Below are 14,605 nucleotides of genomic sequence, written 5' to 3' on the forward strand. Positions count from 1 at the left end.
CCGAGGCCGTCCTCCAGTGGACCGAGGAGCCCTCGCGCAAGCCGTTCACCAGCGGGGACGCAATCATGCACCGCAACTGGCCGTACTCCATCGTCATCAACGGTGCCGAGGACGCCTTCGGCGAAGACCTCGGCGTCATGCCCATCCCGTACGGCGTCACCGCCGACGAGGCCGAGTACCCGATGACGGGTGGCCCGGTCGCCGCCCTCGGCGGCTGGCACATGACGATGAACCCGAACTCCTCGTCGGCCAAGAAGCAGGCCGCCGTCCAGGTCCTGCGCGCGATGATGACGGAGTCGTTCAAGCTCGACATGTTCAGCATCATCGGCTGGATCCCGCCGGAGCCGTCTCTGCTCGACTCCGACGAGGCCGCCGAGGTCGACATCATCGGCCGGTACACGCAGCAGCTGAAGGTGGCCGGCGAGAACGCCATCCCGCGTCCCGTCACGGTCGTCTGGCCGCAGCAGTCCGGCCGCATCTCGAGCCAGGTCAACGCCGCTTACGCACAGGAGAAGACTCCACAGCAGGCGATGTCCGATCTGAAGTCCCAGCTCGAGCAGATCGAGAACAGCGCATAAGTACCCTCGGTACACTTTGTCACACGCACACACATGGCAACAGAACAACGAACCGAGGAAGGCGTCCGCACGAGTGGGGGCCCCATCACGGCGGCCACCCGCTGGATGGAGAACCTCTCGGAGGCGCAGTACGCGTACCTGCTGCTCGTCCCGGCGCTCTTGCTCCTGCTCGTCATCGCCATCTACCCGCTGGCGACGACGTTCCTCATGTCGCTGTCGGCGGACGCGCTGACGGGTTCCGCCCGACTGGGTGAGTTCGTCGGGTTCCAGAACTACGTACAGTTACTCACCGGACAGATCGACTTCAAGTTCCCGGCGCCGTTCTTACCTGGCGGGGGGACGAGCTTCGTCCAGAGCGCGCTCGGTGTCACGCTCGTGTTCACCGTGCTGAGCGTGCTCTTCGAGACCATCATCGGCTTCGGCCAGGCGTTCGTCCTCGACCAGGACTTCCGCGGCCGCCGGTGGGTCCGGGTGGCGATCATCATCCCGTGGGCAGTCCCCATCGTCATCCAGGGGATGATCTTCTTCCTGCTGTTCCAGCCGAACATCGGGTTCCTCATCGGGACGGCCGAGAACCCGACGTTCCTCAACTCGCTGGGCATCAGCACCACGCCGCTGCGTAACACGGTCGACTCGCTCACGCTCATCATCGTGGCCGACGTCTGGAAGACGACGGCGTTCATGGCACTGTTGATCCTCGCGGGGATGCAGAGCATCGACCGCTCGCTGTACGACGTGGCGAAGGTGGCAGGCGCGTCGCCGTGGCAGCAGTTCAAGATGATCACCTTCCCGCTCATCCTCCCGACCATCCTGGTCGCGATGCTGTTCCGTACCATCGCCGCGATGCGCGTCTACGGCATCATCCAGACGATGGCCGGCTGTTCGACCGTCCCCTCCCTGTCGTGTCTGGTCGTGACGACGTTCAACTCACGACTGTACGGGACGTCGGCCACCGTGGCGTTCGTGACGGCGGCCATCATCGCGGTCGTCGTGTCAGTGTACATCTTCAAGTTCGCCGACGCTGAAGGAGGTGCCTTCTAATGTCGAGTGAGAACACCGCCGAGAAGATGGGCAACATGCGTGACGCGCCCATCAAGCGTGGTCCGCTCGCGACGTGGGTCAGCAAGGTCATCAAGAACCCGAAGCGCGCGTACCGCGCGATGTTCTACGTGCTGACCATCTTCTTCCTGGTCACGACGCTGTTCCCGTTCTACTGGCTGCTCGTGCTGGCGCTGACGCCGAACGAGCTCATCTCGAACATGGGGCTCGTCCCCAAGGGGTTCAACCCCGCCGTGTTCGTCACGATGTTCGAGCGGGTTCCGTTCCACCTCTACATGTTCAACAGCTTCGTGCTCGGCATCACGACGACGGTCATCGTCCTGTTGCTGGCGTCGCTGGCCGGCTACGTCTTCGGACGCCTCCGCTTCCCCGGGAAGAACGTGCTGATGCTGGCCATCCTGGCCATCTCGTACTTCCCGCCGGCGGCGTTCCTCATCCCGCTGTTCCAGTTGTTCACCGGGAACGTGTCGCTGACGTTCCTGATTCCGGGGCTGCCCGAGTTGACGGTGTCGTCCCCGGACACGTTCAACACGCCCATTCCGATGGTGTTGCCGTTCAGCGCGCTGTTCATGCCGCTGTCCATCTTCATCCTCACGACGTTCTACGGCCAGATTCCGGACGGCCTCGAGGACGCCGCGCGGGTGGAGGGGACGACGCGGCTCGGCGCGCTGTTCCGCGTCATCATCCCGCTCTCCGCGCCGGGTGTCGCGACGGCGGGCGTCCTGACGTTCATCAGCGTCTACAACGAGTTCTTCTTCTCGTTCCTGATGAACAACGGCGAGGCCTCGTCGTGGGCACCCATCGTCGCTGGTATCCTGAAGTATCAGGGCCAGTTCGACACGCCGTTCAACCTCATGGCAGCAGCGAGCATCGTCGGGGTCTTACCCGTCGCAATACTGGTCATCATCGCTCAGGAACGCATCGTGAGTGGGCTGACCGCCGGAGCACTCAAGGAGTAACACAATGGGAGACGTCAAACTCGAGAACGTGTACAAGCGGTACGACGACGTAACGGCAGTCGAAGACATGAACATCCACATCAGGGACGGCGAGTTCGTCTGTCTCGTCGGTCCCTCCGGGTGTGGGAAGTCGACCACGATGGAGATGGTCGCCGGCCTCACTATCCCGTCAGAGGGCGAGGTGTACATCGGCGGCCGCAACGTGACGAACCTCCCGCCGAAGGACCGCGGCATCGCGATGGTGTTCCAGAACATCGCGCTGTTCCCGCACATGGACGTGTACGACAACGTCTCGTTCGGCCTTCGACTGCGGGACTTCGACAAGGAGGAGATCGACCGCCGCGTCGAGCGGGCCGCGGAGATCGTCCAGATCGGCAACATGCTCGACCGCATGCCCGACGAGATGTCTGGCGGGCAGCGTCAGCGCGTCGCCATCGCCCGCGCCATCGTCCGGAACCCCGACGTGTTCCTGATGGACGAGCCGCTCGCGAACCTCGACGCGAAGCTCCGCGTCCACATGCGGACGGAGCTCCAGCGCCTCCACAAGGAGCTGGACACCACCATCATCTACGTGACGCACGACCAGGCGGAGGCGATGACGATGTCGGACCGCATCGCGGTCATCGACTCGGGGAACCTCCAGCAGATCGACCCGCCGCTCACCTGCTACAACGAGCCGGCCAACATGTTCGTCGCGACGTTCATCGGCTCGCCGGCGATGAACATGCTCGACGGGCGCGTCACCGAGAACGGCTGGGAGAACGACAACATCTCCGTCGACTTCGACCCCGCACAGTACGGCCTGACGCCCGGTGACGAGGTCGCGATGGGCATCCGGCCCGAGGACGTCTACCCCGTCGACAAGGCGGGGAACGTCGACCGCCAGACGAAGGTCATCCGCGCCGACACCGACGTCATGGAGCCGATGGGTGACGAGACGTTCGTCTACCTGCTCCTCTCCGAGGACGCCGAGATTGACCTCGAAGAGGGCGCTGGTTCCGGCCAGTTACTCATGAGCGTCTCGCCCGACACGGCCATCGAGGAGGACGAGGGCATCGAGGTCGTCCTCGACCGCTCGAAGGTCCACCTGTTCGACCGCGAGAGCGGCGAGGCCATCCAGCACGGCCTCGACTCGATGGCGAGCGCCGGCGGGGCCACCGAGGCCGCCGAGAGCGACGACTGAATCGCCGTCAGAGCCGACGCGACTCTCACTCTTCCGTTTATCACACCGCCAGCGGACGCGTCGTCGCTCGGCCCGTGACCGGTATCCCCCCGACAGCACCGACGCTGCCGCGGCGCGTCGTCGCCACACGCGTGGCAGTGGCTGACATATAAGTAGCGCCCGGTCCTTGTGCAGACATGGTCACGTTAGAGGGGTACGTCTACCTCGGTGGGATGACCGTACTCTTCTTCTTCTGGGCGTACGGCATCGTCCGGTTCCTCATGGACGTGAAGAACATCTACATCCCGAAGGGCAAGCAGTACATCCGGGGACGGCGAAAACTCAAAGAGGAGAAGAAGAAGGAGAAAGAGCGCGAGGAGAAGGAACGACAGCTGTACTGACGACGGCCCGGTACCGCCGTGTCACGCCGTCGCAGTCGCGACGAGAACACACAACACGTAACCACCTCCCCCGTCAGGAGTGAGCTATGACCTCCGACGGAGACGGACGGGTACGCATCGGCATCGTCGGCCTCGGCAACATCGGCACCTACCACGCGGAGTTTCTCGAGGAGGTGCAGGAGGCGACGCTCGTCGCCGGCCTCGACATCGACAGCGAGGCCCGTACGTCGTTCGCAGAGGCGTTCGGCGTCGAGACGTACGCCGACCGGGGGGACCTCTTCTCGGCCGTGGACGCCGTCATCGTCACCACGCCGAACCGTTTCCACGAGGAGTACGCCGTCGCCGCACTGGACGCCGGCGTCGACGTCCTCCTGGAGAAACCGCTCGCACACACCCTCGAGAGCGCCGAACGTATCGCAGAGGCGGCGGACGCGAGCGACGCGCTCTGTATGGTCGGGTTCAACAACCGCTTCTCGAACCCGGTCGAGGTGCTGAAACACGACCTGCGGGCGGGCCGCTTCGGCGACGTGACCCACGTCGAGGCCAACTACGTCCGTCGGCGGGGCATCCCCGGCCGTGGCTCGTGGTTCACCTCGAAGGAGGTCGCGGGCGGCGGCGCGCTCATCGACATCGGCGTCCACGCCATCGACCTCGCGCTGTACTTCCTCGACTTCCCCGACGTGGTAGAGGTGTCGGGGACGACCCGGGCGGAGTTCGGCGTCCACGACGAGTACGCGTACCTCCGGCAGTGGGGAGCGGACCACGGTTCCGGGGGGTTCGACGTGGAGGACTCGGCGACGGCCTTCGTCCGGTGTGCCGGCGGCGAGACCATCGCGCTGGAGGTGGCGTGGGCGGCGAACCGCGACGACTCCGACGAGTTCGTCATTCGGGGGACCGAGGCCGGCGCACGGCTGGACCGCGGGTCGCACGACCTCACGGTGTACGAGGCCGGCATCGGCGGCGCGAACCACTTCTCGACGTCCGACGTCGAGACACAGGAAGTCGTGACCCACCGCCAGGAGCAGCGGGCGTTCGTCGAGGCGGTCGAACAGGGACGGGTCGAGCGGAACACGGTCGAGCAGGCGCTCACGGTCCAGCGAGTCATCGACGCCATCTACCGCTCGGCGGCAGTAGGACGCGCCGTCCGTCTCGACGACTGAGAGGAGACCCGGCCGCTCGCCCGGGCGGGAGGAGACAGGTTGAAACGGTCGGCTCACTCATCAGGTCTCATGGCAGCGCTCTCGCGCCTCCGCCGTCCGGAGTACACGGGGGAGAACCGATGTTGGCCGTGTACCGTGCTGAACGTCGCGCTCGTCGCTCTCGGGAGCGTCGCGGTCGGTCTCCTCTCTCCCGTCCTGGGCGCGCTCTCGCTCCTCTGTGGCCTCGTCCTCGTCGCGCTGCGCGGCTACGTCGTCCCGTACACCCCCGAGTTCGCGCCGCGTCTCGCCCGGGCGCTCCCGGTGGACGTCGGGTTCGAGACGCACCGCACCGACGGCGGGCGGGCCTCGAAGTCGGAGTCGGAGTCGCTGACCGGCGACGAGGAGGTTGACGGGGAGACGCTCGTCCGCCGACTCGCCGAGGCCGGCCTCGTCACCGCCGACGAGTCCGGTGAACTCTTCCTCGCGGAGGGGACCCGTCGGACGTGGGAGGCGGGGATGAGACGCCTGCGCGACGTCTCGGACGGAGAACTGGCCGCGTCGACGGCGTCTGCCGCGCCGTTCCCCGCCGAGGGACGGGTCGAGGGCGACTGGGTGGTCGTGACGCGTACCGCCGACCCGTCCGGCAGCGAGGCCGGAGGCGACGAGCGCGTCGGCGACGAGGTGTGGCTGTCGCGGGCCCACGCCATCGCGGACACGGCCGCCGTCGCCGCGATGGCCGACGCCGTCGCCGCGCGGACAGCCGCACAGGCCGCGATGCCGTTCCGCCTGTTCCTCGAGACGTGCCCGCTCTGCGGCGGCGACACCGAAGAGACCGTCGCGAGAGAGTGCTGTGGCGGGACGCAGGGTATCTACGACAACCCCGAGACGCCCATCCTCGCGTGCGCGGACTGTGGCGAACCGCTCTACGAGTTCTGACCCGCTCCCGGCCGGTCACTCGAACGCCGACCGGTCCGGAACGCCGTCCCGTCCGAGCAGTATCTCTTGTGCCTCGACCGACTCCAGCGCCGCGACGAGGCCCCCGACGTCGATGGGACCGTCCTCCGTCTCGATGACGAACGACGCCACCTCCTCGGTGTCCTCGAAGGTGTACGTCTCGACGCGCCCCTCGACGACGATGGTCTCACCGGACTCGACGTCGCGACCGGAGACGGAGGCGTAGAACGGGCCCTCCAGTTCGCGGACGTCCTTGACGGCACGGCGAATCGAGGCGTAGCGACGCGGGAACGGCCGGCGCTTGCCGTCCGTCGCGAGCGTCTCCGCCGTCGTCCACAGCACGGTGCCGAAGAAACCACTCACGAGGAAGCCCAGCGCCGAGCGGTTGAAGATGACACCGTATCGGTCGCGGTCGTCGCGGAGGGCGTCCTGCGTCGCGTAGATTGAGTAGTCGCCGTCGGCGACGGCGAGCACGGGCGTCGTGATACCCCGGCGCGCCCGGGCGACGGTGGCGACGTCGAGGTAGTCGAACTCCGTCGGGTCCGGCGCGCGCGAGGCCGGCGTCACGAGCAGGTCGATGCTCACGCCGTCGTCGATCTGTGCGGCGAGGTCGTCGCGGAACCGGCGGAGCAGGTCGGGCGTGAGCGAGAGGACGAGTTCGTACTCGGCCGTCTCGATGATCTCCTCGACGTAGCGGAGGATGGTCGACCGGGACTTGACGAGCGTGACGGCCTCGGTGTCGCGGGCGGGGGCCGTGTAGCGCGCTTCCAGTTCGGTGACGAGTTCGTCGAGCGAACTCTGGATGCTCCCGAAGGCGTCGTCGGGGTCGACGGCGACCACCTTCATCGGGCGGGACTCGCGGAGTTCGACGAGGCCCCGGTCGGAGAGCGACCGGACCGTGTCGTACACCCGCGGCTGGGGGATGTCGGTCCGGTCGGCGATCTCGCTCGCCGTCAACTGCCCGTGTTCCAGAACCGCGAGGTACGCCTCGATCTCGTACTCACCGAGGTTGAACCGGTCCCCGACGCGCTCCATCGTCGTGCGCAGGTCGTCTACCATACGGTGTCGGTGGGACGTGAGCACTAAAGGATTTATTATACAACGAGTAGCACAGCGTTACGGAAACTCGTTCTCGAACGGGAGTTTCGTTCGCTCGCTCACATGTACATCCGGTCCTCGGGAACGTTCTCCGTCTGGTCGTCCATCCGCGCCGCGAGGTCTGCGTAGTACTGACGGACGCGCTCGGCGAACGGCGCGAGCGGGCTCGAATCGATGCCGAGTCCGTAGACGTCCTCGACGGTGTCGACGAGGCGGATGGCCGCGTCGACGTCCGGTGCCTGTGCGTGGACCGGTGTGACGTACAGACAGACTCCGAGCGGCGAGTCGAGGCCGCGCGCCATCAGCGCCGCGTTGACGCCGTCGAGGAAGCCCGCCCCCATCGGCGGGACGTCGCTCCCCGCGAGTCGGTGGTCGTGGTAGTCGTCGGTGGCGACGTAGAACGTCCGGTGGGCGTCGGGGCCGTGCGGGACGGGAACGCCGGCGAGCACGACCACCTCCTCGACGCTGCCGCTCTCCGTCCACCCGAGCACCCTGTCGGCGAACGAGGCGCCGACCGAGGCCGGGACGAACTGTTCGGCGACGAGGACGGTGACGTCGAGGTCGTCGCGCGAGTAGAGGCGGACGGGATGACGGGGGCTGCCCTCGGTGAAGGGGGTGATGGTCGGGAGTCCCTCGACGGCCACGTGCCCTCGCTGTTCGAGTTCGAGGTGGTCGACGAGGAAGTCGACGGCGGTGAGACCGGCGAGGCCGAACGCTGAGAGCCCCACGACCAGGAGGCTACTCGGTTCGTCGGTGTGCGTGACGGCGAAATCGGGCGTCCGGGTGGTGTCGACGGGCATGGGCGGGCGATATGACCAGCGGCCGCTTAGCTGTTCGGCCCTGCGTATGACAACCTCGAGACAGGTTTCGTCGCCAACCGCGCGGGTGTGGCGTGCCCCCCTGCGTCAACGTTAACTCACTGGATGAGTGAGTAAGGGTATGAGCGCAGAAGCGGCCAACGGAGAGGAGACCCCCGTCAGAGTGACGGAGACGGCAGCCTCCGAGGCGCTGTCGCTCCTGGAGAGCGAGGGCCTCGACACCGACGTCGCGGGGCTCCGCCTGTTCGTCCAGCAGGGTGGCTGTGCCGGTCTCTCGTACGGGATGCGGTTCGACGACGAGCCAGAACCAGACGACGCCGTCACCGAACATCACGGCCTCCGCATCTTCGTCGACCCGGCCTCACAGAAGTACATCGGCGGTTCCACGCTCGACTACGAGGGCGGGCTCCAGGCGGCGGGCTTCCACGTCGAGAACCCGAACGTCGTCAGCGAGTGTGGGTGCGGCGAGTCGTTCCGGACGTAATCTGTCGGGGCCACACCCGCCGGAGACGGGACGGTCCGTCGGCCACTGGTCGTCGCTGTGCGGTGCTCTCCTGCTCTCTCCACCCGTCACAGCTCCCGCCACGACCCGATGCCCAACCTATTTCACGCCCAGCCGCGACGCTCAGGCATGACCACGGGCGCGGAGCTCTTCGTCGAGGCCCTCGAATCGTACGGCGTCACCCACCTGTTCGGGAACCCGGGGACGACGGAACTCCCGCTGATGCAGGCCGTCGGGGACAGTGACCTCCAGTACGTCCTCGGCCTCCACGAGGACGTCGCCGTCGCCGCAGCGACCGGTTACGCCGTCTCCCGACGCTACGACAGTCACGCCGATTCAGCGGTCTGTCCGCTCGGCGTCGTCAACCTCCACCTCGGCGGCGGACTGGGACACGGCCTCGGCAACCTCCTGAACGCCGACTTCTCCGGCGCGCCGCTGCTCGTGACGGCCGGCACCCACCACCGCGACTTCCAGCAGGAAGAGCCCATCCTCTCGGGCGACCTGGTCGCGCTCGCCGAGCAGTACACGAAGTGGGCCGCGGAGGTCAAAGACGTCGCGGCGCTGCCGACGATGCTCCGCCGTGCGGTCCGGACGGCGCTGACGCCACCGACGGGACCGGTCTTCCTCGCCCTGCCCGTCGACGTCCAGCAGGCGGAGACGGACGCGACTCCGGGACGGCTGGGTTCGGTTCCGACCGCCGGACGGGGCGACAGCGCGGCCATCGACGACGCGGCGACTGCCGTCGCCGACGCGACGGAGCCAGTGGTCGTCGTCGGTGACGAGGTGGCTCGGAGCGACGGTGTCGAGGCCGCCGTCGCGTTCGCGGAGGCGGCCGGTGCGCGCGTCCACGGCGAAATCCTCGCGTCCGAGGTGAACTTTCCGACCGTCCACGAGCAGTGGCGCGGACCGCTGTCGACGCGGGCCCCGCCGACTGCGGCGGCGATGGACACCGACACGCTGGTCTTCGTCGGCTGTTCGACGAACACGACCGTCTCGCGCCCGACCGAACCGCTGGTCCCCGACGACGCCACCTGCGTCCACGTGACCAACGACGGGTGGGAACTCGGTAAGCACGCCCCGGCCGACGTGGCGGTCCTCGGCGACCCCGGGGAGGTGCTCTCGGAACTCACGGAGCGTCTCGAAACGGTCGTCGACGAGGACGAGCGCGCCCGACGGCTCGACGCCGTCCGCGCGTGGGAGCGGGGCGGGGACGGCGTCCCGGACGTCGTCGACGGTCAGTCGACGAAAGCCGGGCTCGCACGGGCGCTCGCCCGCGTCGCCCCCGAGGCCGTCGTCGTCGACGAGGGTATCACGGCGAGTCCCGCCCTCCACTCGGCCTTCCCGTTCGAGCCGACCCAGCTCGTCGGCGAGAAGGGCGGGAGCCTCGGCTTCGGAGTGAGTGCGGGCGTCGGCGTCGCTCTCGCAGAGCGAGAGGCCGGCCGCGACCGGTCGGTGGTCGCGTACGTCGGCGACGGCTCGTACCTCTACTACCCGCAGGCGGTGTACACGGCGACACGGTACGACCTCGACCTCACCGTCGTGGTCCCCGACAACCGCAACTACCGAATCCTGAAGGAGAACACGGCGCTGCTCATGGGCGGCGACCCGGACGACTACGAGTACGACGGCGTCGACTTCGACCCGCCGGTCGACCTGGTCGCGAGCGCGGAGAGCTACGGGGCCCTGGGCCTGCGCGTGGACTCGCCCGACGAACTCGACGCGACGCTCGAGCGGGCACTCGCTCACGACGGGGCCACGCTCGTCGACGTGCCGGTGACCGACGCCGACTGACGCCGACTGACGTCGACTGTCGCCGACGCCGGGTCGAGTGCCGACAGTGTATAACGTCGGGAGGGCGTGTGGACGAGTATGCAACTCGAAACCGCCCGGACGAAGGCCGGCGACACCGTCTACGTCGCCCCCGACGAAGTCGAGCGTGGGTCGAAGGGACCGTTCTACGTCGTCTACGTCTCGCCCGACCGAGAGACCCGCTGGGGGTACCGCTGTGGCAACTGCGACTCGCTCGACACCGCGATGGACACGATGGGCCGCGTCGAGTGTAACGACTGTCGGAACGTCCGCAAGCCCGAGGAGTGGGACGCGGCCCACGAGTGACCGGCACGCCCTGACCTCGGACTGTGAGAATCGTGACAAGATTTATCATGGCGTGAGTGGTATCGACAGCTACATGGCCCCTGTTACCATGCCGCCTGTGGAGGAGGCACGGGCTATCTTCCGACGACTCGGCTACGAGGTGTCGGGGAACGGCCCGGAACTACTGGCCGAACGCAAGTGGCGGACCGTCCGTGTAACCGCTCTGGGCGGGGACGCCGACCGCGTCGTCGCCGACGGCGGAACCGTCCACGAGGAGGGCTATCGATTCCAGTGCTTCGTCACCTGGACGGACCGAACAGGGGAACTCGTCGACCACCTCCGGAGTGCAGCCCCGGACTGCGAGTGGGCGGTCATCGGCGTCACCGACGACTCCGACGAGTACGACGTCGTCCGCGGGGCGGAACCGGCGACGGCGTAACCCGCTCGACGTCCCGCACCGACCGCCGCGAGATTCGTTCTCACACTCGATTTATGCGTCTGAGACGCGAACGATAGGTATGTTCGTCGGCCACGCCGCCCTCGCGTTCGCGGTCGTCGCCGGACTCGCCAGCCGGCGGTTCGAGCGCCGCGAGGCGCTCCTCGCCGGAGCCGTCGCCGCCGCGTTCGCGGCGATTCCGGACGTCGACATGCTCTACGCACCGGTGGGTCTGGTCGGCGCGCGACTCGACGCGCTGGCGATGGCCTCGGCGTTCTGGTCCGCCTCCACCGTCGTCCACCGCGGCGTGACCCACTCGCTCGTCGTCGCCGGCCTCGTCGCGTGCGTCGCTCTCGTCTGGTTCGTCGGGACGCGAGCACGGTCCCCACGCGGACTCGCACTCTCCGCCGCGGCGCTCGGCCTCGGCGCGGCCCTCGTCGTCGGTGTCGCCCGTGACACCGGCGCGCTCGGCGGAGCCGTCACCGCGCTGTTCGTCGCCAGCGCGGTGGCGGTGGCGTGGGCGGCGGCGCGTCGGACCGACCTTGCCGCGGGGCCGTTCGCGCTCGCGGCCGCGTTCGGCCTCCTCACGCACCCGTTCGGCGACGTGTTCACCGGGACGCCGCCGGCGTTCCTCTACCCCTTCGAGTTCGCCCTCGTCGGCGAACGCGTCACGCTCGCGGCCGACCCGACGCTGCACCTCCTCGCGGCGGGCGCCCTGGAACTGCTCACCGTCTGGCTCGCGGTGGCTACCCTCGTCGGCGGCACGGACCTGCGGATGCGTGACCTCGTCGCACCACGGGTCGCCGTGTCTGCCGGCTACGCCGTCAGCGTCTTCCTCATCCCGCCGCCGACGCTCGACCTCTCGTACCCGTTCGTCCTCAGCGTCGTCGCCGTCGGTGTCGTCGGGGCGATTCCCCGCGTCCACCTCCGTCGGGCCCGTCTTCGACGGGTGTCCGTGCCCGGTCGGACCACGGCACTCGTCACGGCGCTCGCGGCCGTGACCGTCGCGTGGGTGGCGTACGCCGTCGCGTACCTCGTCGTGTGAGCCGGACCGCAGTCGGGCGACTTGGCCCGCCGTCGAAAGGGGTTTGTCCCCCTCCTCCCGTGTGGTACGTATGTCGCGGACCAGTGGACTGCGAGCGGTCGTCGAGAGCGCACGGCTGAACGCGGTGCTCGCGTGGGTCCTCCTCGTCCTCCTCGTCGCCGCCGTGGGCATCAACGCCGTCCAGGGCCACGTCGTCTGGGCCGGGTTCACGGCGGTCCTCGCCGTCCTCGCGCTGATTCCCGCCGTCCGGTACGGGAACCCGATTGCGATGTTGCCGTGGGAGGTGCTGCTGCTGGCCTCGCTCCCGGTGGTCGGGCGGACGTTCGTCGTCGGCCAGCGCGTCGGCGAGTTCACCCTCACCGGCCGGGTGACGACGTATCTGGCCGTCGCCGCGGTGGCGCTCGTCATCGCCGTCGAACTCGACGTGTTCACGCCCGTCAGGATGAACGAGGCGTTCGCGCTGTTGTTCGTCGTCGTCGCGACGATGGCCGCCGCCGGCGTCTGGGCGGTCACGCAGTGGGTCGCGGACCTCTTCCTCGGGACGGCGCTGCTCCTCGACGGGCGTCCCGAGGCGGTCGTCGAACGCGAACTCATGTGGGACTTCGTGGCCGCGACGGTGGCCGGACTCTTCGCCGGCGTCCTCTTCGAGTACTACTTCCGGCGGCGGCAGCGCCTCGGTGGCCCGGTCGAGGAGGTGGTCGAGGGGTGAGACTCCGCGACCGCCTCCACATCGACGCGACGACACAGCGTCGCCTCTCGCGGGCGATGCAGGTCGTCCTGGTCGGTCTGGTGTTCATCGGTCTCGACCGCGGAAACGTCGGCATCGTCGCCAACAGCGCCATCGCCCTCGGTGTGACGTACCTGCCGGCGACGCTCGAACGCGACTACCACATCCCGATGGACGCCGGGTTGACCCTGTGGATCACCACGGCCGTGTTCCTCCACGCGCTCGGGACCGTCGGCCTGCCAGGGTCGCAGTTCAGCTTCTACCAGACCGTCTGGTGGTGGGACCACCTCACCCACGCGCTCTCGGCGTCGGTCGTCGCGGCCGCCGGCTACGCGACTGTCCGCGCCATCGACCTCCACACGGAGCAGGTGTACCTCCCCCCGCAGTTCACGTTCGTCTTCATCCTGCTCTTCGTCGTCGCGTTCGGCGTCCTCTGGGAGGTGCTGGAGTTCGCCGTCGGCGGCCTCGCCTCCCTCCTCGGTGGCGACGCCGTCCTCACCCAGTACGGCCTCGAGGACACCCTGCTGGACCTCGTGTTCGACATCGTCGGCGGCGTCCTCGTCGCCATCTGGGGGACCGCCTACCTCGGCGACGTGGTCGGCGCGCTCGCCCGTCTCCTCGAGCGACGGAGCGGGGAGGCGTGACGGACACGCGACTCGACAGCAGGCTGTGATTTTTTGTCCCCCTGTGCCGAAGTGGTCGTATGGTCTACAAGAAGATCACACTCATCGGCCGCAGTCCGGAGAGTTTCGACGCCGCCGTCGACGACGCCATCGACCGGGCGAACGACACACTCGACAACGTCCACTGGGTCGAAGTCGACGAGCTCGGCGTCGAAATCGCCACCGTCGACGACCGCGAGTACCAAGCCGAAGTGACCGTCGCCTTCCAGCTCGAAGGCGAAGGCGAAGTGTAGAGCGGTACGAGAACGCGGCCTTTTATCGGCGGGCGTCCCTCCGTGAGAGCGATGACTCGGTTGCTGCAGTACTCCGACGTCGAGAACGTCTACGACGACCCGGTCCGCGCCGGGCGTCTCGCCGGGCGCCTCCGCGAACTGTCTGGTCCGGACGCCCTCGTCGTCGGGACGGGCGACAACACCGCTCCCGGCGTGGTCGCGCTCGCCGCGCGCGGCCGACAGGCGCTCGACCTCTTCGACGCCGTCGACACCGACTTCGAGACGTTCGGTAACCACGACTTCGACTTCGGCCCCGTGGCGACGCTCGACGTCGTCGGCGACTCGGCGGTCCAGTGGGTGAGCGCCAACGTCTACGACGACGAGGGCGGCCGGTTCGGCCGGGACGAGGGCGTCGTCCCGTGGACCGTCGCGGACGTCGACGGCGAGCGCGTCGGTCTCTTCGGCGTCACCGACCCCGCCACCGGGTCGCTCAACCCGATGGCTGCCGACGTGACGTTCACCGACCCCGTCGAGGCGGCGCGCGAGGCGGTCGACGTGCTCTCCGGGAGCGACACGGACCACGTCGTCGCCCTCTCTCACCTCGGGGCGGGCGACGACGCGCTCGCAGCTATCGACGGCGTCGACGTCGTCCTCGGCGGCCACGTCCACAGTCGCCGGAACGAACTGGTGACGGGGACGCGCTGTACCCGCCCGGGGGTCAACGGCGAGGCAGATCGG

At 68.2% G+C, this 14,605-nt stretch carries 18 protein-coding genes; 16 read left to right on the top strand and 2 right to left on the bottom strand.

Annotated features, from left to right (window positions below):
* From ACESK5_RS16005 to ACESK5_RS16035, 7 genes are all read left to right on the top strand, one after another.
* Positions 1-578: extracellular solute-binding protein (locus tag ACESK5_RS16005; RefSeq protein WP_372912581.1), on the top strand; the 578-nt coding region annotated here is incomplete at its 5' end.
* Positions 579-683: 105 nt separating this feature from the next.
* Positions 684-1,619, top strand: coding sequence for a carbohydrate ABC transporter permease (locus ACESK5_RS16010; RefSeq protein WP_372912598.1), 936 nt, complete (start codon positions 684-686; stop codon positions 1,617-1,619).
* Entirely contained in the window at positions 1,619-2,596 is a 978-nt protein-coding gene (locus ACESK5_RS16015; RefSeq protein WP_372912582.1) for a carbohydrate ABC transporter permease, read from the top strand. Before ACESK5_RS16010 ends, ACESK5_RS16015 begins: the two co-directional genes overlap by 1 nt.
* A 4-nt stretch (positions 2,597-2,600) precedes the next feature.
* Positions 2,601-3,779: an ABC transporter ATP-binding protein gene (locus ACESK5_RS16020; protein ID WP_372912583.1), complete on the top strand. Its 1,179-nt coding sequence runs from the start codon at positions 2,601-2,603 to the stop codon at positions 3,777-3,779.
* Between the two features lie 176 nt (positions 3,780-3,955).
* Positions 3,956-4,159: a hypothetical protein gene (locus ACESK5_RS16025; protein ID WP_372912584.1), complete on the top strand. Its 204-nt coding sequence runs from the start codon at positions 3,956-3,958 to the stop codon at positions 4,157-4,159.
* Between the two features lie 86 nt (positions 4,160-4,245).
* The gene (locus tag ACESK5_RS16030; RefSeq protein ID WP_372912585.1) at positions 4,246-5,319 is read left to right on the top strand and encodes a Gfo/Idh/MocA family protein; all 1,074 of its coding nucleotides are present in this window, start codon (positions 4,246-4,248) and stop codon (positions 5,317-5,319) included.
* 69 nt (positions 5,320-5,388) lie between these two features.
* A complete protein-coding gene (locus tag ACESK5_RS16035; protein WP_372912586.1) occupies positions 5,389-6,234 on the top strand; it encodes a hypothetical protein in 846 nt (281 codons plus the stop codon).
* A gap of 15 nt (positions 6,235-6,249) precedes the next feature.
* Here the strand turns inward: ACESK5_RS16035 and trmB are convergent, their stop codons facing one another.
* Positions 6,250-7,311 carry an HTH-type sugar sensing transcriptional regulator TrmB gene (gene trmB, locus ACESK5_RS16040; RefSeq protein ID WP_372912587.1) on the bottom strand — a complete coding sequence of 354 codons (1,062 nt, stop codon included), beginning with the start codon at positions 7,309-7,311 and terminating at the stop codon, positions 6,250-6,252.
* A 98-nt stretch (positions 7,312-7,409) separates the two neighbouring features.
* Complete coding sequence (locus ACESK5_RS16045; RefSeq protein ID WP_372912588.1) at positions 7,410-8,150, bottom strand: proteasome assembly chaperone family protein; 741 nt, start codon at positions 8,148-8,150, stop codon at positions 7,410-7,412.
* 139 nt (positions 8,151-8,289) lie between these two features.
* Here ACESK5_RS16045 and ACESK5_RS16050 point away from each other — a divergent pair, with 139 nt between their 5' ends.
* The 9 genes from ACESK5_RS16050 to ACESK5_RS16090 form a co-directional block, all read left to right on the top strand.
* The gene (locus tag ACESK5_RS16050) at positions 8,290-8,652 is read left to right on the top strand and encodes a HesB/IscA family protein (RefSeq protein ID WP_372912589.1); all 363 of its coding nucleotides are present in this window, start codon (positions 8,290-8,292) and stop codon (positions 8,650-8,652) included.
* 147 nt (positions 8,653-8,799) lie between these two features.
* Complete coding sequence (locus ACESK5_RS16055; RefSeq protein WP_372912590.1) at positions 8,800-10,461, top strand: thiamine pyrophosphate-binding protein; 1,662 nt, start codon at positions 8,800-8,802, stop codon at positions 10,459-10,461.
* A gap of 78 nt (positions 10,462-10,539) precedes the next feature.
* Positions 10,540-10,785 (top strand): DUF5816 domain-containing protein, encoded by a 246-nt coding sequence (locus tag ACESK5_RS16060; protein ID WP_372912591.1) that lies wholly within the window; start codon positions 10,540-10,542, stop codon positions 10,783-10,785.
* Positions 10,786-10,858: 73 nt separating this feature from the next.
* Positions 10,859-11,203: a hypothetical protein gene (locus tag ACESK5_RS16065; protein WP_372912592.1), complete on the top strand. Its 345-nt coding sequence runs from the start codon at positions 10,859-10,861 to the stop codon at positions 11,201-11,203.
* A gap of 79 nt (positions 11,204-11,282) precedes the next feature.
* Entirely contained in the window at positions 11,283-12,245 is a 963-nt protein-coding gene (locus ACESK5_RS16070) for a metal-dependent hydrolase (protein ID WP_372912593.1), read from the top strand.
* 70 nt (positions 12,246-12,315) lie between these two features.
* Positions 12,316-12,954: a hypothetical protein gene (locus tag ACESK5_RS16075; RefSeq protein ID WP_372912594.1), complete on the top strand. Its 639-nt coding sequence runs from the start codon at positions 12,316-12,318 to the stop codon at positions 12,952-12,954.
* Complete coding sequence (locus ACESK5_RS16080; protein WP_372912595.1) at positions 12,951-13,616, top strand: hypothetical protein; 666 nt, start codon at positions 12,951-12,953, stop codon at positions 13,614-13,616. The genes ACESK5_RS16075 and ACESK5_RS16080 overlap by 4 nt, the downstream gene beginning before the upstream one ends.
* A gap of 59 nt (positions 13,617-13,675) precedes the next feature.
* Positions 13,676-13,888, top strand: coding sequence for a dodecin (locus ACESK5_RS16085; RefSeq protein ID WP_372912596.1), 213 nt, complete (start codon positions 13,676-13,678; stop codon positions 13,886-13,888).
* Between the two features lie 51 nt (positions 13,889-13,939).
* Positions 13,940-14,605: metallophosphatase (locus ACESK5_RS16090; protein ID WP_372912597.1), on the top strand; the 666-nt coding region annotated here is incomplete at its 3' end.

Origin of the sequence: Salinigranum sp., assembly GCF_041641895.1 — an archaeon.
In the GTDB taxonomy this organism is placed as follows: domain Archaea; phylum Halobacteriota; class Halobacteria; order Halobacteriales; family Haloferacaceae; genus Salinigranum.